This window comes from Hyphomonas pacifica, from assembly GCF_000682675.1.
In the GTDB taxonomy this organism is placed as follows: domain Bacteria; phylum Pseudomonadota; class Alphaproteobacteria; order Caulobacterales; family Hyphomonadaceae; genus Hyphomonas; species Hyphomonas pacifica.
Genome location: NZ_AWFA01000012.1, coordinates 71426 through 89611, shown reverse-complemented (window position 1 = coordinate 89611; position 18186 = coordinate 71426). Strand labels below are relative to the sequence as shown.

General features: G+C 58.1%; 16 protein-coding genes. 12 read left to right on the top strand and 4 right to left on the bottom strand.

Annotation, left to right across the window (positions count from 1 at the left end; all coding sequences use genetic code 11):
* Positions 1-84 precede the first annotated feature (84 nt).
* Positions 85-540 (top strand): DUF6491 family protein, encoded by a 456-nt coding sequence (locus HY2_RS05290; RefSeq protein ID WP_034825406.1) that lies wholly within the window; start codon positions 85-87, stop codon positions 538-540.
* A gap of 33 nt (positions 541-573) precedes the next feature.
* Complete coding sequence (locus HY2_RS05285; protein WP_051594750.1) at positions 574-957, top strand: SET domain-containing protein; 384 nt, start codon at positions 574-576, stop codon at positions 955-957.
* Positions 958-960: 3 nt separating this feature from the next.
* Here HY2_RS05285 and gatC read toward each other — a convergent pair whose 3' ends face one another.
* Entirely contained in the window at positions 961-1248 is a 288-nt protein-coding gene (gene gatC / locus HY2_RS05280) for an Asp-tRNA(Asn)/Glu-tRNA(Gln) amidotransferase subunit GatC (protein WP_034825402.1), read from the bottom strand.
* 79 nt (positions 1249-1327) lie between these two features.
* Between gatC and ruvX the strand changes: the two genes are divergently transcribed.
* The 10 genes from ruvX (at position 1328) to rsmA (ending at position 12406) form a co-directional block, all read left to right on the top strand.
* Positions 1328-1786 carry a Holliday junction resolvase RuvX gene (ruvX, locus tag HY2_RS05275; protein ID WP_034825398.1) on the top strand — a complete coding sequence of 153 codons (459 nt, stop codon included), beginning with the start codon at positions 1328-1330 and terminating at the stop codon, positions 1784-1786.
* Positions 1783-2697, top strand: coding sequence for an AEC family transporter (locus tag HY2_RS05270; RefSeq protein WP_034825395.1), 915 nt, complete (start codon positions 1783-1785; stop codon positions 2695-2697). The genes ruvX and HY2_RS05270 overlap by 4 nt, the downstream gene beginning before the upstream one ends.
* A 56-nt stretch (positions 2698-2753) precedes the next feature.
* Positions 2754-3701 carry an aspartate carbamoyltransferase catalytic subunit gene (locus HY2_RS05265; RefSeq protein ID WP_034825393.1) on the top strand — a complete coding sequence of 316 codons (948 nt, stop codon included), beginning with the start codon at positions 2754-2756 and terminating at the stop codon, positions 3699-3701.
* The gene (pyrC, locus tag HY2_RS05260) at positions 3698-4978 is read left to right on the top strand and encodes a dihydroorotase (protein ID WP_034825391.1); all 1281 of its coding nucleotides are present in this window, start codon (positions 3698-3700) and stop codon (positions 4976-4978) included. The genes HY2_RS05265 and pyrC overlap by 4 nt, the downstream gene beginning before the upstream one ends.
* Before the next feature lie 68 nt (positions 4979-5046).
* A complete protein-coding gene (gene plsY, locus HY2_RS05255) occupies positions 5047-5664 on the top strand; it encodes a glycerol-3-phosphate 1-O-acyltransferase PlsY (RefSeq protein WP_034825389.1) in 618 nt (205 codons plus the stop codon).
* On the top strand, positions 5661-6767 hold the full coding sequence (gene dprA / locus HY2_RS05250; protein ID WP_034825387.1) for a DNA-processing protein DprA: 1107 nt from the start codon (positions 5661-5663) through the stop codon (positions 6765-6767). The genes plsY and dprA overlap by 4 nt, the downstream gene beginning before the upstream one ends.
* A gap of 128 nt (positions 6768-6895) precedes the next feature.
* Positions 6896-9115: an LPS-assembly protein LptD gene (locus HY2_RS05245; RefSeq protein ID WP_034825385.1), complete on the top strand. Its 2220-nt coding sequence runs from the start codon at positions 6896-6898 to the stop codon at positions 9113-9115.
* Positions 9116-9275: 160 nt separating this feature from the next.
* Positions 9276-10520 carry a peptidylprolyl isomerase gene (locus HY2_RS05240; protein WP_034825383.1) on the top strand — a complete coding sequence of 415 codons (1245 nt, stop codon included), beginning with the start codon at positions 9276-9278 and terminating at the stop codon, positions 10518-10520.
* Between the two features lie 39 nt (positions 10521-10559).
* Positions 10560-11567: a 4-hydroxythreonine-4-phosphate dehydrogenase PdxA gene (pdxA, locus tag HY2_RS05235; protein ID WP_081814939.1), complete on the top strand. Its 1008-nt coding sequence runs from the start codon at positions 10560-10562 to the stop codon at positions 11565-11567.
* Positions 11564-12406, top strand: a complete 843-nt coding sequence (gene rsmA, locus HY2_RS05230; protein ID WP_051594748.1) for a 16S rRNA (adenine(1518)-N(6)/adenine(1519)-N(6))-dimethyltransferase RsmA — start codon at positions 11564-11566, stop codon at positions 12404-12406. The genes pdxA and rsmA overlap by 4 nt, the downstream gene beginning before the upstream one ends.
* A gap of 55 nt (positions 12407-12461) precedes the next feature.
* Here the strand turns inward: rsmA and katG are convergent, their stop codons facing one another.
* The 3 genes from katG to thiL form a co-directional block, all read right to left on the bottom strand.
* Entirely contained in the window at positions 12462-14654 is a 2193-nt protein-coding gene (katG, locus tag HY2_RS05225) for a catalase/peroxidase HPI (RefSeq protein WP_034825581.1), read from the bottom strand.
* Positions 14655-14923: 269 nt separating this feature from the next.
* On the bottom strand, positions 14924-17077 hold the full coding sequence (locus tag HY2_RS05220; protein WP_034825381.1) for a sodium-translocating pyrophosphatase: 2154 nt from the start codon (positions 17075-17077) through the stop codon (positions 14924-14926).
* A 143-nt stretch (positions 17078-17220) separates the two neighbouring features.
* On the bottom strand, positions 17221-18162 hold the full coding sequence (gene thiL / locus HY2_RS05215; RefSeq protein ID WP_051594747.1) for a thiamine-phosphate kinase: 942 nt from the start codon (positions 18160-18162) through the stop codon (positions 17221-17223).
* Between the last annotated feature and the right edge of the window lie 24 nt (positions 18163-18186).

Here is an 18186-nt window from a genome sequence, read left to right as displayed (position 1 = left end):
GTTCAAGTCTCCGTGAGCCTTCTTGTCAGTTGAACCGGCCTGGAGCAGGCTTTTTTCCAACATCAGATCATGTGTGAGGATTCCATGCGCACTCTACTCTACATACTCGCAGCCCCCATTCTTCTGGCGGCCTGCGCTTCAACACCAGCAGGCGAAGAAACACCCCGCGGTGTCGCAAAATATGCCGATGATCCGCGTCTCGGCGAAGAGGTCGACCGCATCTGCTTTGCCAGCTCAATCGACAGTTTCGGCAACAATACCCGTGACACGCTGACCGTTCGCGAAGGGCGCGATCATTACCTGATCGAGGTAATGGGCGTCTGCACCAATCTGGATGATGCCATGAGAATTGGCCTAGATTCGACCGGTAGCTGTCTGCGCGATATGGATGCCATCATCGTCTCGACTCAGATAATGGGCGGACGCGACGGCAGCCCGTTCGACACGCAGCGTTGTACGGTGAAATCCATCCACAAATGGAACCCGGATGCAGAAAAGGCTGACGTCGAAGAATCTTCGAGCGCGCCCCAAGAAGACTAGTGGCCGCCCGTTACAGGCATGCTACAAGACAGCATGCCAGACAACATACAGGCCTCCATGATTGAGGTACGCCAATCCCCTTTTCACGGTCGCGGCCTGTTCGCGGCCGTTTCCATTTCCAAGGGGCAGGTAATCGCCGTCTACCCTCTTCTCATCCTGAACGAGGAAGACACGGAAGCCGTCCGGAAAACGCGCCTCTACCACTATGTTTTCTATGTCGATGAAAATGCTGACGGAAAGATGCGGGCGGCCGTTGCCTTTGGTCTGATCTCAATGTGCAATCACAGCCCGGAAGCGAATGCCGTCTTCGAGGTGGATGGCGAGGCACAGACAGTCACGCTCAGCGCGGGACAGGATATCCCCGCCGGCACCGAAATTCTGATCAATTATGAAGAGTTCGCTGAAGAAGCGATCTGAGATCTATTCGACTGCCTTCGGCACGACGAAGAAGCCGTCTTCGCTGCGCGGCGCATTTGCCAGAACCTGATCCTGGATGTTGCCATCGGTAACGACGTCTTCGCGCATGGGGAGTTTGGTCTCAACGACAGAGGTCATTGGTTCCACACCTTCGACATTGACTTCGTTCAACTGGTCGATCCATCCCATGATGCCATTCAGCTCACCGGTCAGTTCTTCCACATGTTCCTCGGTCACGGCGATACGCGACAGGCGGGCAACCTTGCGTACATCATCCTTCGTAACACTCATGTCTGGCTCCAGTCCGGCAATTTGAACGGCTCGAATACGCCATAGGCAAGCTCGCTTCAAGGCGCTATGTGGGCTGCAAATGCCTGTAACTGATCTCGCAGACTTTCCGCGCACTGGCGCCCTACTCGGGCTGGACCCTGGCACCAAGACGCTGGGCGTCGCCTCAGCCGATGCGCTGCGCATGATTGCGAGCCCTGTAGAAACCATTCCGCGCGGCAAGAAGCTGGCGCCTGTTCTGGACCGCCTGTTCCACATCTATGATGACCGGCGGGCTGTGGGGCTCGTCATGGGCCTGCCCCTCAATATGGATGGCAGCGAGGGGCCCCGCGCCCAGTCCGTGCGCGCCATGGCCTGGCACATTCTGCAAAAACGCGACGTGCCCCTGCTGTTTCAGGATGAGCGGCTCTCAACCGCCGAAGCAGAACGCACCATGATCTCTGCCGATATCTCTCGTCGTCGACGGGCCGAGCGAATCGATGCGTCAGCCGCCGCGGTCATCCTGAAGGATGCCATGCATAGTCTGGCACAGCTGCCATGAGCGGCTTTCTCTATGCGCTGCTTCCCGTCATCGCGATTGTATCGCTCGGACATATCCTGTCTGTCCGCAAATGGATCCCGACTGAAAGCTGGCGGGCCATTGAGCGGCTGTCCTATGTCGTCCTGTTCCCGGCCCTAATCGTCCGGACCCTGGCCAATGCCCCGTTCGAGACTGCGCCATGGGGGCTCGCCGCTGCGCTGATCCTGGCGCAGATTACGCTGGGTGCATTTGGTTTGCTTGGGCGGTTCATGCCAAACATGCCCGGCCCGGCCGTGGGTTCAGTCATACAGTCCAATGTGCGCTGGAACACGATGATTGGCCTCTCCATCGGCAGTCTTCTGTTCGGGGAACAGGGATTGGCACTGGTCACTATTGCCGCCGCTGTAATGATCCCGACCGCCAATATTATCTCCGTCTACGCACTGATCTCTCATGCTGAAAAACCGCACGGACCGAAGCCGAACCCGTTCGTTGCGCTGATCAGAAATCCCATAGTCATCGCCTGTATCCTTGGCCTCGCGCTGGCTGCGGCCAGCATTTCCCTGCCGCGTCTCCTGGATGATAGTTTGCGTATTCTGGGAGACGCGGCGCTGGCGCTTGGCCTGCTGGCTGCCGGGGCGGGCGTAGACCTGTCTGCCCTGCGTCGGGCTGGACCGCGGACATTTGGCTGGTCTTTGGTTAGACTGCTCGGCCTGCCTGCGCTGGCGGTTGGCTTTTGCTTCTTGCTGGGTGTGACGGGCATGCCGCTGGTCGTCGCCCTGATCTGCGCCGCCACGCCTACCGCGACCAGTTCCTACATTCTGGCCAAGGAACTTGGCGGCGACGCGCCCCTGGCAGCAAACCTGATTGCTGTGGAGACTGTGCTAGCCATGATCACCATGCCTGGGCTTTATCTGCTTCTGACCAGTTGAGGGCCTTGCCCGAAGCCAGAATCGCGCCTAAACCGCCGAAAATCGAAAGGGCCTCCATGACCAAGGCGGCATATCACTACACCTTCGAGCACGAGCATCTGTTAGGCATTGAAGGCCTTCACCCGCTCGATATCACTCACATTCTGGATCTCGCCAATGAGTACGCGGAAGCGACCCGGGCGGGCCAGCGCGCCGATCCGGTCCTGTCCGGAAAGACGGTGGTGAACCTGTTTTTCGAGAACTCCACCCGCACCATGAGCAGCTTCGAGATTGCCGCCCGCCGCCTTGGCGCGGATGTCATCTCTATGCCGGTCGCGCAGTCTTCGGTCAAAAAGGGTGAGACCCTGATCGACACGGCGATGACGCTGAATGCCATGAAACCGGATGTGCTGGTTGTCCGCCACTCGGCTTCCGGGGGCGCGAAACTGCTGTCTCGCAAGGTCGACTGCGCGGTCATCAATGCCGGCGACGGCACGCATGAGCACCCTACACAGGGCTTGCTGGATACGCTGACGATCCGACGTAACAAAGGCCGGGTCGAAGGCCTGAAAGTTGTGATCTGCGGAGATATCGCGCACTCCCGTGTTGCCCGCTCGACGACTCAGGCGCTCCATCTGCTCGGCGCGGAAGTGCACCTATGCGCGCCGCGTACCTTGTTGCCATCAGGAACGGAGACCTGGGGTGCGGCCTCTGCGACGTCAGATTTTGACACCGCCCTGCAGGGGGCGGATGTCGTGATGATGCTACGCCTGCAGCTGGAACGGATGGATGGAGCTTACCTACCCAGCCGCCGCGAATATTTCCGCTATTTCGGCCTGACGCAGGAGCGTTTCTCCCTCGCCAAAGAAGACGCCATCGTGATGCACCCCGGACCGATGAACCGAGGCATCGAGATTGAAAGCGCGATTGCCGATGGCGAACGCTCTGTCATTACCGAACAGGTAGAGATGGGCGTCGCTGTGCGGGAGGCCGTGCTCCACCTTCTCGCAGGAGGCCGCCCATGAGTCTCTCTATCTATAATGCTCGCCTTCTGGACCCGGCTACAGGCCTTGACGAGACCGGCGCTGTCCTGGTCGAGGATGGCAAGATCACCGCGATTACACCCGGCGCGACAGGCCCCCATACCAATGCAGAAGAAAGCCTGGACGCTGCAGGTCTCTGCCTTGCCCCCGGCCTGATTGATCTGCGCGTCAAGACAGGTGAACCAGGCGATGAGCAGAAAGAGACCCTGGCGACCGCATCTCGCGCCGCGGTTGCAGGAGGGGTGACCAGCCTTGTCGTCATGCCGGATACGAAGCCGGTGATTGACGATGTCGCGCTGGTGCGCTTCATCTCGGACCGAGCGAAGACCAGCGCCAAGGCGCGTATCTATCCGGCAGGCGCGCTGACCACAGGCCTCAAGGGCGAAGCCATGGCCGAGATCGGCCTTATGGCAGATGCCGGTGCCGTGCTGTTCACCAATGGTGACGAACCGCTGCAGAATGCCTCCATTCTGAAGCGCGCCATGACATATGCCGCCAGCCGGGGCGCTATCATCATGTCTAGGCCGGACGACCGCGCCCTAAAGGGCTCAGGCGTCATGAATGGCGGCGCTTTCGCCGCCCGCAAGGGCCTCGCAGGCATCCCCCGCGAGGCCGAATGGATCGGGGCCGCGCGAGACCTGATGCTAGCCGAAACCACGGGCTGCACACTGATCCTGGACCAGGTATCAACCCCGCGCACGCTGGAACTCGTTGCGAAATCCCGAGCTGAAGGCGCGAATGTGTTCACGACGATCGCGGCTCACACGCTATTCTTCAATGAACTCGATATCGGCGACTATCTCACCTATTGCAAAGTGAACCCGCCCTTCCGGGATGAGGACACGCGCCTCGCCATGATCCAGGCGCTGAAAGCAGGCGAGATTGATGCCGTCGTCTCGGCCCATGATCCGCAGCCGCCGGAAGAGAAACGTCTGCCATTCGGGGAGGCCAGCTTTGGCGCCGCCGGTTTGGAAACCACGCTCGCGGCCCTGCTCAGCCTTGTCCATGATGGCCCGCTTAGCCTGCTGGAAGCGCTGGCACCCATCACCTGCGGCCCAGCAGACATGATTGGCCTGCCCCAAGGTCGCCTCGCGGAAGACGCGCCGGCTGACTTGATCCTGTTCGATCCGGGCAAGCCATGGCTGTGCGAACGCGAGTATCTTCGCTCCCGCTCGACCAACTCGCCCTTTGATGGCCGCCGGCTGCAGGGACGGGTAATTCAGACTTTCATTTCTGGCGAATGCGTATTCACACGTTAAGAATGCGAGACTCTTGCTAGCCTGGCGTTTCGTCCGTAGGCTTTCAATCGGGAATTGAGGAGAATGGGATGGGAGCCTCACTGGCATTTCCACTCGCAGCAATCTGCGGATATCTGGCAGGGTCCATCCCCTTCGGACTGCTGATCACCAAGGCTGCAGGCCTGGGGGACATTCGCCAGATCGGCTCCGGCAATATCGGCGCAACCAATGTTCTGCGCACCGGTCGCAAGGATCTGGCGCTCGCCACGCTGCTGCTCGACAGTCTCAAGGCGGGGCTTCTGGCTCTCGGCTTTGGCCTGCTGGCAAGCCGGGAAGTCGGTTTCGTAGCCGGGGCCTTCGCCTTTGTCGGACATTGCTATCCCGTCTGGCTGGGCTTCAAGGGTGGCAAGGGCGTCGCGACCTATGCAGGCTTGTTGCCCTTCGTGTCCCTGCCGGGCTTTTACGTCGCTGCGCCGATATGGCTCGGCCTGTTTGCCCTGACTCGCATTTCCTCGCTTGCCGCGCTGACGGCAGCCGCGCTCGTTCCGCCTGGTGCGTGGATGCTCGGAGAACGTAATATGTTCATCTTGTGCGGCCTGGCCCTGCTCTCTCTCTTCGTGTTCTGGACGCACCGCGCCAATCTTGGCCGCTTGCTGAAGGGCCAGGAACCTCGCTTCGGTGCCAAGAAGGACACACCGGACGCATGACACCGGGACGGCCACTGACAGACCAGGAACGTCTGGCGTGGCTGCGACTGGCCAGAACACCCTATGTCGGCCCGGTCACGTTCTTTCAGTTACTACACCGCTACAAATCAGCCGCCGCTGCGCTTGAGGCTCTGCCGGAGCTGACCCGCAAGAGCCGCTCCGGCCGCGAACTGGTGCCGCCGGCGCAAGATGCGGTCGAGCGCGAACTCGCTGCAACAGAGAGATACGGCGCGCGCGTCATCGCGAGTTGCGAGCCGGGCTATCCGCAATTGCTGAAGGCGCTAGATCCCCCTCCGCCCGTTCTGACAGCGCTCGGCAATATCGACCTTGCCAGCAAACCTACCGTCGCCATTGTCGGCGCGCGTAATGCTTCTGCGGCAGGCAAGAAACTCGCGCGAGATATTGCGAGCGATCTCGGCAAGGCAGGCTTCGTGATTGTCTCCGGTCTGGCCCTTGGTATTGATGGCGAAGCGCACGCCGCCAGCTTGAAAACCGGCACGATTGCCGTGCTGGGCGGCGCGATCGATCACATATATCCGCCCCAGCACCACCGCCTTTATGCCGAGATCGCCGCGAATGGTCTGATCCTGTCAGAAAGCCACTTCGGGTATCGCGCCAAGGCACAGGATTTCCCCCGTCGCAATCGCATCGTGACAGGCCTCACAAGAGGCGTCGTTGTGGTGGAGGCAGCAGAACGGTCCGGCTCGCTGATTTCCGCACGTATGGCCGGGGAACAAGGCCGTGAAGTGATGGCTGTGCCAGGCTCTCCGCTGGACCCTCGTTCGGCCGGCACCAATCGCCTGATCCGTCAGGGCGCAACATTGGTACGTCACGCAGACGACATTCTGGAAATGCTCTCAAGCCTGCCCTTTGTCGGCATGGCCGCAGATACAACGCTTTACGAAGGCGAACCGGCAAAAGACCTGCCGGAAGGCCTGACGGACAGAGTGCGCCAGGCCCTCTCACCCAGCCCGATTCCCATTGACGAGATTGCCCGAGCGGCTGGCGCAACTCCCGCGCAATGCGCCGCGATTCTGATGGAGTTGGAACTATCAGGCGATGCCGTGACACTGCCAGGAGGTCTGGCATCGCTTGCCTTTTAAAGGATGTGTCATCGCTGCATCTTAAAAAATATGAAAATTCAGCCATAAGCGCCTCATGGCTGGACGATTCCCGCCTTCCTCTCTAAGCCTTCTGGAAACCATGTGCCCACGCGGCACGAAGGGCGCCCATGGGCGCAGGGACAGTCGTAAGGGTACGCGTTTTGGCAAAATGGCATCATGTTGCAGCTGCGTTGGGTATGGCGGCTTGCCTGCCATGGTATGCTGTCGCCCAAGAGAGCACTGTCGGGGCAGCAGCTCCTGAGCAAGATGAACGCGTTGTTCTGGAAGCAGACTATGTCTACGAAATCCGCGACGAAAACAAACTCGTTGCAGAGGGCAATGTAGAAGCGCTGTATCAAGGCCGGATCCTGCGTGCAGACAAGCTGGTCTATGACCGTACAACCGACCGTGTCCGCGCAACCGGCAATATCGTAATTATTGATACAGATGGCAGCCAGCAATTTGCTGATGAAATCGAGGTCGATTCCAAGCTGGCGGATGGCTATGCCATAGGCTTCTCGGCCCGGCTCGCAGATGGCGCAACGGTCGCGGCAAACTCTGCCATCCGACAGGCGGATGGCGTAGATGCCCTCGATCAGGTCGTCTATACGGCCTGCCCTGTCTGTGAAAAAGACAAAACTCCAACTTGGTCCATTCGCGCCCGGCGCGCGGTGCTGGATCAGGAAAGCCAGATGATGTCCTATCGTGACGCGGTCATCGAAGTCGCAGGCATCCCGGTGTTTTACTTCCCGTTTCTTGCTCACCCGGACCCCAATTCCGAACGTCGGTCTGGCTTGCTGATACCGTCCGCCGGGATGTCCTCGAAACTCGGTTGGTATTACCAACAGCCTTATTACTGGGCGATATCTGATTCCTCTGAAATGACCATTTCGCCGATGGTCACGCAGAATGTGAATCCTCTGCTGGAATTGGACTTCCGCAAGAAATTCTATTCCGGATCAGTCAACATCAATACCAGCTTCACCAAGGAGCAGGACTTCGATAGTGATGGGGAACGCTTTGGCGACGACACATGGCGCAGCCATATCTATGGCAGCGGCTTGTTCGCCATCAACAATAACTGGAAGTGGGGCTTTGGTGTCGAGCAGCAGTCTGACGATCTTTATGATCGCCGGTATGACATCAATGGGCAGGATAAGCAGCGTGGCCTGTACTCGAACCAACCCCGCCGCTTGCTGTCCCAGCTTTTCCTCGTCGGACAGGGCGATGATTACTATACCGATGTCGCTTTACTGAAGTTTCAGGGTCTGCGTGCATCCGATGATGACGGCGAAATCCCGACAGCCACGCCGGTGTTTTTTGGTCAGAAATACTGGGATTTAGGCAAATTTGGCTATGCGAGTGTCAATGCCTCCAGCGCGATCCTCAGCCGCGACGTCGGCGCAGATTCCCGCCGGGTCAGCCTCGGTGGCGACTGGACGGATCTGAATATCTTGCCCGGCGGTTTCACGCTGAAAACCTTCGCCGAAGCGCGAGGCGACTACTACGCCCTGGACAAGGACGTATCCGGCAAGGCAAACGTCTCCCGCTTCGTTGGCAATATCGGCACACAGCTGGCTTATCCGATGATCCGGCCAGGTGAGAGCGTGGACATTACGGTCGAGCCAGCCGTGATGGTTGCCTGGGGCCTCTCGAACGTCAACGACTCTGCCATCCCGAACGAAGACAGCTTGCTCTATGAGTTCGACGAGTCTTCACTCTATGACGCGAATGGTTTCGGCGCCTACGATCTTTATGAGGGCGACGGCAAACTTTCTGCAGGACTGACAACGCGTGCAGTCTGGAAGAATGGGCTGAACCTCAGCACGACAGTTGGGCGGCGCTGGCGCTCTAGACCAGATCCCAAATTCGATGCTGTAAGCAATCTGCAGGGCACGACATCGGACTGGATTGTTGCGGCCTCTGCCAGCTATGGCAGTGCATTCCGGGTCGACACAAAAGCCCGTCTTGATGAAGACGACCTCAACTTGAACCGGATAGACACTACAGTGTCGACACGCTTCAACAGGTTTCGGGGTATTGCCCAATATTACAAAATCAGCAACCGCATCAGCCCTGTCGGAAGCCAGAGTGAAGGCATTTTTCTACGCGGCGAAGTGCAAGTTACCGACCAGTACTCGGTCTTCTTCGGTCAGTTGCGTGATATCGAGCAGAATCTTAACGCGAAACAGCAATATGGCATCGCTTTCGAGGATGATTGCTCCAGATTTGAGCTGGTCTATGAACGGTCTGAAATCAGAGACCGGACATTGGGCCCGGAAGAAAATTTCATGATCCGTTTCTCCCTGAAAACAATCGGAGATTTCGGATCCAACGAGTTTGATTGATTCGACCAAACCGCCGCGTTGGACCTGCCGCGCTTTTCCTAATTTCCTGTAAGATATCAGGGGGCACTGCCCTGATACGTTGCGCAGGCCCACAGGACTTGTATGGTCCGCTTGAACAGTACGCCATGGGGCCCGGTGGGGCACTCAACGGAGGCCATAAATGGTACGTCAGATCTTTGCCGCTCTCTCGGTTTTTGCGCTGTCCCTGACAGGCACCGCTGCGGCTCAGGACGCCAGCAGCCAGGAACGCTTGGCGCTTGAAGGTATCGCAGCTATCGTTAACGACCAGCCGATTTCCTATTCCGACGTTCGCCAACGCGCGCGTCTTCTGCTGCTCAGCTTCGGGGGGCAACAGCCCAGCCAGGAGCAGATCCAGCAAATCACCGGCCAAGCCCTGGAACAGCTGATTGATGAGCGGCTGCAGCTTGAAAAAGCGTCTGAGTACGAAATGGAGATTGAACCCGAAGCCATCAATGGCGCCGTGGACGATATGGCTCGGCAGTCCGGCGCGACCGGTGAGCAGCTGAAACAGCAATTGCTGTCAGCTGGTGTCAATCCGGCTAGCCTTGAAGACCAGATGAAAGCCGAAATCGCTTGGAGCCGCGTGATGTCTGGCCTTTATGGCAGCCGTATCCGTATTTCCGATAATCAGGTGGATGACCAGATGGAACGTCTTCGCAGCTCCCTGAAAAAGACTCAGTACCGCGTCGCAGAAATTTTCCTCTACGCACCAGACCCTGAAACAAAGGAACAGGCCCTTCAGGCAGCGGGCACGATTATCGAACAGCTTAACCAGGGCGCGGACTTCCGCATTGCCGCCCAGCGCATCTCCTCAGCCCCGACTGCAGCAACGGGCGGTGACATGGGCTGGATCACGGCAGAAGACCTTGAGCCTGAATTGGCAAGCGCCATTCAGGAGTCCGCCCCGCCTGCTCTGCTACAGCCGATTGCTGTGGCTGATGGCGTTTATATCCTGAATGTTATGGCGAAGCGCGAACCTGCAAAGCTGACCACAAAAGTTGATCTGAAGCGTCTTCAAGTCACAGACGGCTCGGAAGCTGACCTGAAAGCTGCCCTGGATACGATTGAATCCTGCGACGATGTGCAGAGCACCGCGAACTCGAAATCCAATCTGCGCTATGCGGACCTCAAGGACATTGATGTGGATGAACTGGGCCCTGAAGGCAAAGCGCTAGTGCTGGCTACGGAAGTTGGCCAACCAACGGAGATCTTCTCTGCGGGCCGCGGGCTTGCCGTAATGTATGTCTGCCGCCGTGAAGATGGCGCTGAGGCCCTTCCATCGCGCGAGGACATGAAGAACTCCCTGAAAGACCGGGAACTCAACATGATCTCCGAACGTGAACTGCGTGACCTGCGCCGCGAAGCGACGATTATCTATCGCTAGGGCCTTGCGTCACCTCGCGTTTAGGTCAAAACCGCAGGCGTGAGCAAAACCGTGACGAAACCTCTTGCCTTGACCATGGGCGACCCTGCCGGGGTTGGCCCACAGATCACCATGGCTGCGTGGCAACAGCTGCGCGATTCACCTGAACATAGTTTCTTCGTCATTGGCGCGCCGGAGCTTTATGCGCCGCATATGGCGGTAGAAGTCATCAGCCATCCGGACGACGCCTCAGACATATTCCGGAAGGCCCTGCCTGTTCTGGCGCTGGCCAATATGCCCATTCCTGCCCTCGGCGAGCCGAATGCAGATACCGCACCGGCTATCATCGCTGCCATTGAGACCGCCGTCTCCCTCTGTCTTGACGGGCAGGCCGATGCCATTGTCACCAATCCCATCAATAAAGCCCTCCTGTATGGAGCGGGTTTCAAGCATCCAGGGCATACTGAGTTCATTGCTGCGCTATGCGCTTCAGAATCTGAGGCACCCCCACAGCCCGTCATGCTGCTGACAGGTGGCGGCTTGCGGGTAGCCCTTGCCACGATTCACGCGCCTCTGCGCGAAGCCTGTGATGCTCTGACGACGCCCGCACTGGTCTCACTTGGGGAAATCGTGTCGACGGCGATGCGGCAGGATTTTGGCATTTTCGACCCCCAGATTGCCTTCACCGGTTTGAACCCCCATGCAGGAGAGGGTGGCACGATCGGCCGCGAAGAGATTGACATTATTAATCCTGCTGCAGAGCAGTTGCGCGCAGTTGGTATCAATATGAGCGATGCCCGCTCTGCTGATACTGTCTTCGCCGAGGCGCTGACAGGCCGCTTCGATGCCATCATCGCCATGACACATGACCAGGGTCTGATCCCTGTGAAGACACTGGATTTCTGGGGCGGCGTGAACAGCACGCTGGGCCTGCCTATCGTCCGCACCAGCCCCGATCACGGTACAGGCTATGACGCCGCCGCCCAAGGCAATGCGCGACCTGACAGCCTGATCGCAGCCATCAAACAAGCCCGTCTGATGACGGATAATCGCAAGAGAACGGCATGACCGCTGGACACACACCTCCCGGCCTGACACAGGCGACCGCCAGAAAAGCGCTTGGCCAGCACTTCCTCTTCGATCCGGATATTCTTCGCCGCACAGCCATGGCGGCTGGGCCGGTTGAAGGCCGCACCGTCATCGAAGTTGGCCCCGGCCCCGGCGGCTTGACGCGGGCCCTGTTGGATAATGGCGCTGCCAAAGTCATCGCTGTAGAGGCGGATCAGCGCTTTGCCGAAGCACTGAAGACATGGCCAGAATTTGCCGAAGGTCGCCTGCACGTAATTCTGAAGGATGCCCGCAAGGTGAAGTGGGAAGCCATGCTGGCAGATCTGGGCGCGGATACGCCCGCCATGATTATAGCAAATCTTCCGTATAATGTTGGAACGCCGTTGCTCATCAACTGGCTGAAGTCCGGTCCATGGCGGGGGGAAATGGCGCTGATGTTCCAGAAGGAAGTGGCCGAGCGTGTCTGCGCTGCGCCGGGAACAGACCATTATGGGCGCCTTGCCGTTCTGGCCCATGCCGTAACCAAACCTCACATGGCGTTCACCCTGCCACCGGGCGCTTTCCGCCCACCGCCAAAAGTGGATAGCGCTGTAGCTGTATTGCATCCCCTACCAGAAGGTGAGGCCTATCCACATCTGGCCAAGCTGGAAGAAGTCGCCGGCGCAGCCTTCGGACAAAGACGCAAGATGCTGCGCGCGGCGTTGAAGCCGCTCGCGAAACGGCACGGCATCAAGGCGGCTGAATGGTTGAAGGACATAGACATAGACCCGACCGCGCGTGCCGAGACGCTGACGCAGGAAGAGTTCCAGCGCATGGCCTCCTCTCTCATAAAGTCATAAAAAGGGCGCCCCGGTTTCCCGGAGCGCCGTCTTCACATTTCAGCACAAGGACAGATCAGGCGAGATCAAAGCGATCTGCCTCCATCACCTTGGTCCATGCAGACACAAAATCGTGGACGAATTTTTCCTTGGCATCTTCCTGCGCATATACTTCCGACAGAGCGCGAAGTTGTGAGTTTGACCCGAAAACGAGATCAACGCGCGTGCCTGTCCACTTCACTTTATCTGTTTTGCGGTCACGCCCCTCAAAGACATGTTTTGAATCACCCTTCGATTTCCAGGCGATTTCCATATCAAGCAGGTTCACGAAGAAGTCATTCGTAAGCCTCCCTGGACGGTCCGTGAACACGCCATATTTGGAACCAGCATGGTTGGCGCCCAGAACGCGCAGCCCGCCAACGAGGACAGTCATTTCAGGTGCGGACAGGGTCAGCAATTGCGCACGATCTACTAGTAACTCCTCAGCAGGCACAGAATACTCAACCTGCAGATAGTTACGGAAGCCATCTGCTTTCGGCTCCAGCACATCGAAGGAATCTGCATCCGTCTGCTCATTCGTCGCATCTGTCCGTCCCGGTGTGAACGGCACGTTCACAGCATGACCAGCATCCTTCGCGGCCTTCTCGACAGCCGCGCAGCCACCGAGCACGATCAGATCTGCCAAGGAGACTTTCTTGCCACCCGTCTGTGCATAGTTGAAGGCCTTCTGAACGCTTTCCAGCATCTTCAAAACCTTCTCCAACTGCATCGGCTGGTTCACTTCCCAGTCCTTCTGCGGCGCCAGACGAATGCGGGCCCCATTTGCACCGCCGCGTTTGTCTGAACCACGGAATGTGGAAGCAGACGCCCAGGCAGTCGTCACCAGTTCGGAGACCGTCAGACCGGAAGACATGATCTTGTCTTTCAGGTCGGCAATATCAGCCGCATCAATCAGCTCATGGTTCACAGCCGGAACCGGGTCTTGCCAGATCAGCTCCTCACTCGGAACTTCCTCACCGAGGTAACGGGATACCGGGCCCATGTCACGGTGGGTCAGCTTGAACCAGGCACGTGCGAAGGCATCGGCAAACTGGTCCGGATTCTGATGGAACCGGCGAGAGATTATCTCATAGTCCGGATCCATGCGCATCGCCATGTCAGCCGTCGTCATGATCGTGATTTGCTTGCCGGAGAGATCATGCGCTTTCGGTGCCATGTCCTCTTCTTTCACGTCTTTCGGTTGCCACTGCCAGGCGCCGGCTGGGCTCTTAACGAGTTCCCATTCATAGCCGAACAACATGTCGAAATACCCATTATCCCATTTGATCGGATTAGGCGTCCAGGCGCCCTCAAGACCACTTGTTATGGTGTCATCGCCATTGCCTATGCCAAACTTGCTTGTCCAGCCGAGTCCCTGCTCCGCAATGTCAGCGCCCTCGGGTTCAGCACCGACCATACCAGCATCGCCCGCGCCATGGCACTTACCAAATGTGTGGCCGCCCGCCGTCAGCGCGACAGTTTCTTCGTCATTCATCGCCATGCGGGCAAAGGTTTCACGAATGTCCTTACCCGAAGCAATTGGATCAGGCTTTCCATCCGGACCTTCCGGGTTCACATATATGAGACCCATCTGAACCGCAGCCAGCGGGTTTTCCAGAACACGCTCACCGCTATAGCGGCTGTTCGGTTTGTCGCTTGTGGAGAGCCACTCCATTTCCGTGCCCCAGTAGATGTCTTTCTCGGGCTCGAAAATGTCTTCACGGCCGCCGCCAAATCCGAAGGTCGTGCCACCCATAGATTCAATCGCGCAGTTCCCGGCCAGTATCATCAGGTCGGCCCAGGAAATCTTGTTTCCATATTTCTTCTTGATCGGCCACAGCAGACGCCGTGCCTTGTCGAGATTGGCATTGTCCGGCCAGCTATTCAGAGGTGCAAAGCGTTGTGTGCCGGAGGAAGAGCCGCCGCGGCCATCGCCCGTGCGGTACGTGCCGGCGCTGTGCCAAGCCATGCGAATAAAGAATGGGCCATAATGGCCATAGTCTGCCGGCCACCAATCTTGGGAGTCCGTCATCAGATCATAAAGATCCTGCTTGATCGCCTTAAGGTCCAGCTTTTTAAACTCTCTCGCGTAGCTGAACTCTCCGCCGAGCGGATTGCCCAGCACAGGGTTCTGATGAAGAATGCTTAGGTCAAGCTGGTTTGGCCACCAGTCACGATTGCTCCGTCCGCGTGTGCCATGCATAACCGGACACTTTCCGTCAGAGGTCATGTCATTTCCGTCCATAGTCTTCTCCCAATATGATTTGGTTGCGTGCGGCCTGGTCGAGTTTTTCGGCCAGGCGGGTACATCTTCCGCGAACATGTTCAGGATTTATGGTCCGGATTTGTCCTGCGATTATGCGACAATACGCCAAGCAGGAGAATAGGACTAATTGATACCTTACAAACCAAATATAGTATTTTTCTATATCAATACTTTCGGTAACAAAAAAGCCCCCGGCGCAAATGCACCGGGGGCTCCCTGAAAGGAAACGGCCCCTACAGGCCGGCCAGAACCGCCAGCAAAAGCAGTGCCACGATGTTCGTGATCTTGATCATCGGGTTCACGGCCGGACCTGCGGTATCCTTGTAAGGATCGCCCACCGTATCGCCCGTGACAGCGGCCTTGTGGGCTTCAGAGCCCTTGCCGCCATGATGGCCGTCTTCAATGTACTTCTTGGCATTGTCCCAGGCGCCCCCACCGGAGGTCATCGAAATGGCCACGAACAGGCCCGTCACGATAACACCCAGCAGCATTGCACCGACGGCGGCCAAAGCGGCCCCTTTGCCTGCGATCACGAAGATCACACCAAACAGCACAATAGGCGACAGCACCGGCAACAGCGATGGCACGATCATTTCCTTGATCGCGGCCTTGGTTAGCAGGTCCACGGCGCGGCCATAATCCGGCTTTACTTCGCCTTTCATGATCCCGGGCATCTCGCGGAACTGGCGGCGCACTTCCTCAACCACAGCCTGCGCCGCACGGCCGACTGCCATCATGGACATGCCGCCGAACAGGAAGGGCAACAGGCCGCCAAACAGAAGGCCAACCACGACATAGGGGTTCGCAATCGAGAAGTTGACGGAGACATTATAGAAAAAATCCCCCTCCACGGCGAGTGCCGAGAAGTATTTGAGATCCTCCGAATAAGCTGCGAACAGAACGAGCGCGCCAAGGCCGGCTGAGCCAATGGCATAGCCCTTGGTCACGGCCTTGGTCGTGTTGCCAACTGCGTCCAGCGCATCGGTTGTGTCACGCACTTCTGATGGCAGCTCCGCCATCTCCGCAATCCCGCCTGCATTGTCCGTCACCGGGCCGAAGGCATCCAGCGCGACGATGATACCGGCCAGCGCCAGCATGGTCGTGGTTGCGATGGCGATACCAAACAGGCCAGCCAGATTATAGGTCAGGATAATGCCCGCAATGATCACTAGCGCCGGCAGCGCCGTTGACTCAAGCGACACTGCCAGACCCTGAATCACGTTCGTGCCGTGACCGGACTCAGAGGCCTGTGCGATGGAGCGCACCGGACGATACTTGGTCTCGGTATAGTAAGCTGTGATGACAACAATCAGCCCGGTAACGACCAGACCGGCCACACCGCAGAGGAACAGGTCTAGCCCAGTGATTTCTCCGGTCAGGCCCAGTTCAGCCGCTGCACCATCCATGACACCGAAACCTGCCGGCATGACGGTCGCAATGGCCAGCGCCAGGCCGCCAATCGACAAGACACCTGTCACGATCAGGCCCTTATACAACGCACCCATGACATCCGTCTTGCCAGCGCCAAGGTTCACAAAGAACGTGCCGACAATGGATGTCAGAATGCAAACTGCGGCAATCGCCAGCGGCAACAGCATTATCTCGGTGATATAGCTGGAGCCCGCAAAATAGATTGCGCCGAGTACCATGGTCGCGACCAAGGTCACGGCATAGGTCTCGAACAGGTCAGCCGCCATGCCAGCACAGTCACCAACATTATCGCCCACATTGTCTGCAATCGTGGCAGCGTTGCGTGGATCATCCTCCGGGATACCTGCTTCGACCTTGCCGACCATGTCGCCACCAACGTCCGCACCCTTGGTGAAGATACCGCCGCCCAGACGAGCAAAAATCGAGATCAGAGAGGCGCCGAAGCCGAGCGCGACAAGAGAGTCGATGATCTGGCGCTTTTCTCCCTCAACCGCAAGGTCGAGACCAACCACCTTGGTCAGCAGACCGTAATAGATCACGATGCCCAGCAGCGCGAGGCCGACAACAAGCATGCCTGTGATCGCACCGGATTTGAACGCCATTTTGAGACCGGCATTCAGACCGGACTTGGCGGCTTCCGTCGTGCGCACGTTTGCCTGTACAGACACTTTCATGCCGATAAAGCCAGCAGCGCCTGAAAGAACAGCGCCAATGATAAAGCCGAGGGGCGCATGCCAGTTGCGGAATGCGATGGCCAGAAGCACCACGACGACCACGCCGACAATGGCAATGGTCCGGTATTGACGGCCGAGATAGGCGTTTGCGCCTTCCTGAATTGCTTGGGCGATTTCGCGCATTCGCGCATCACCCGACGGGGCCTTCATGATCGAATTGATCTGAAGCCAGCCATAGAGGACTGACAAGACGCCCGCTGCTAGAGCGAGATAATACCACATGGGTTAGGTTTCCTCCCTGAAAAAACAGACTTCAACGCCAGGTTATACCCTGATCATGTACTGCTTATTATAGGTATCTAACCTGCCCGCCCCGTTCCTTATAGGCAATATTGCTCGCTTAGAGGGCGAGTCAGCCCAGATCCTCACCAGCCATGCTCAAAGCCGAGGGTTTCTGGGAGGTTAACAGCCTCCCCCCTCCAGATGGCCTTCAGGCCGCAATCTGAAGCCATTTCACCCACAACCCCAATGTCCATTACAGAGGCAGAGGCAAACGAGAGAATTTCATCGCGCTTGTTTTTTTCGGCTGAAAACAGGATCTGATAGTCATCTCCCCATGTTGTGAGCCGTAGAATTTCGGACAGGTCACGGGAATTTCCGGCAACAGAAATATTTTCGAGATTGATTTCAATCCCGCATCCGGAGGCTTTTGCCATCTGAGCAGCGTCCCCCAGCAGTCCGTCCGAAACATCCATCGCGGCGGATGCATAGCGCGCCACAAGAGTGGCAATATCGGCATAAGGCAAGCGCGGTTCTTGATAGGCATAGACCCAGCGATCATCTTTATCGCCGCGACCCAGCGCATCAAAGCCAAGACAAGCCGCCCCGATCTGGCCTGTCAGCCACACATCCTGCCCCGGCTTTGCCCCGTTTCGGCGCACTGGCCGCGCCCCCTGGCAAACACCCGTCAGAGTAAGAGACAGAAACAGGCCTGCAGGTGCCTTCACCGTATCGCCGCCCAACAACTGGATACCATGTACGGCCAGCTCGTGCCCGAAGGCTGTGGCGAAGTCTGCCAGCTCAGCTTCCGGTCGCTGCTCCGGCCAGCCGAGCGTCAGCAGAGCTTCGGTGGGCAAAGCCCCAGCAGAATAGATGTCCGAAACATTCACTCGGACCAGCTTCCGTGCGACAGATGCCAAAGGATCATCCGCGCGGAAGTGAATGCCCTCCACCATTGCATCAACGGTCACGACCACAGGCGCGTCGCCGGAGGGGGTCATTTCCGCAACATCATCCATGAGTCCCGCCGCCCCGGATGACCGGGCCAGAGGGGCAAAATAGCTGGAGATCCAGTCCTTCTCGGGCATTTGGTCAGGCCAGCGGGCCTACGG

Bases quoted from the DNA above. Each gene is read 5' to 3' on its own strand.
- pyrC (WP_034825391.1), top strand. From the start codon at position 3,698: ATGAGTCTCTCTATCTATAATGCTCGCCTTCTGGACCCGGCTACAGGC.
- HY2_RS05240 (WP_034825383.1), top strand. From the start codon at position 9,276: ATGGTACGTCAGATCTTTGCCGCTCTCTCGGTTTTTGCGCTGTCCCTG.
- ruvX (WP_034825398.1), top strand. From the start codon at position 1,328: ATGCCTGTAACTGATCTCGCAGACTTTCCGCGCACTGGCGCCCTACTC.
- rsmA (WP_051594748.1), top strand. From the start codon at position 11,564: ATGACCGCTGGACACACACCTCCCGGCCTGACACAGGCGACCGCCAGA.
- HY2_RS05290 (WP_034825406.1), top strand. From the start codon at position 85: ATGCGCACTCTACTCTACATACTCGCAGCCCCCATTCTTCTGGCGGCC.
- HY2_RS05245 (WP_034825385.1), top strand. From the start codon at position 6,896: ATGGGCGCAGGGACAGTCGTAAGGGTACGCGTTTTGGCAAAATGGCAT.
- HY2_RS05220 (WP_034825381.1), bottom strand. From the start codon at position 17,077: ATGTGGTATTATCTCGCTCTAGCAGCGGGCGTCTTGTCAGTCCTCTAT.
- dprA (WP_034825387.1), top strand. From the start codon at position 5,661: ATGACACCGGGACGGCCACTGACAGACCAGGAACGTCTGGCGTGGCTG.
- gatC (WP_034825402.1), bottom strand. From the start codon at position 1,248: ATGAGTGTTACGAAGGATGATGTACGCAAGGTTGCCCGCCTGTCGCGT.
- HY2_RS05285 (WP_051594750.1), top strand. From the start codon at position 574: ATGCCAGACAACATACAGGCCTCCATGATTGAGGTACGCCAATCCCCT.
- katG (WP_034825581.1), bottom strand. From the start codon at position 14,654: ATGACCTCTGACGGAAAGTGTCCGGTTATGCATGGCACACGCGGACGG.
- HY2_RS05270 (WP_034825395.1), top strand. From the start codon at position 1,783: ATGAGCGGCTTTCTCTATGCGCTGCTTCCCGTCATCGCGATTGTATCG.
- HY2_RS05265 (WP_034825393.1), top strand. From the start codon at position 2,754: ATGACCAAGGCGGCATATCACTACACCTTCGAGCACGAGCATCTGTTA.
- plsY (WP_034825389.1), top strand. From the start codon at position 5,047: ATGGGAGCCTCACTGGCATTTCCACTCGCAGCAATCTGCGGATATCTG.
- thiL (WP_051594747.1), bottom strand. From the start codon at position 18,162: ATGCCCGAGAAGGACTGGATCTCCAGCTATTTTGCCCCTCTGGCCCGG.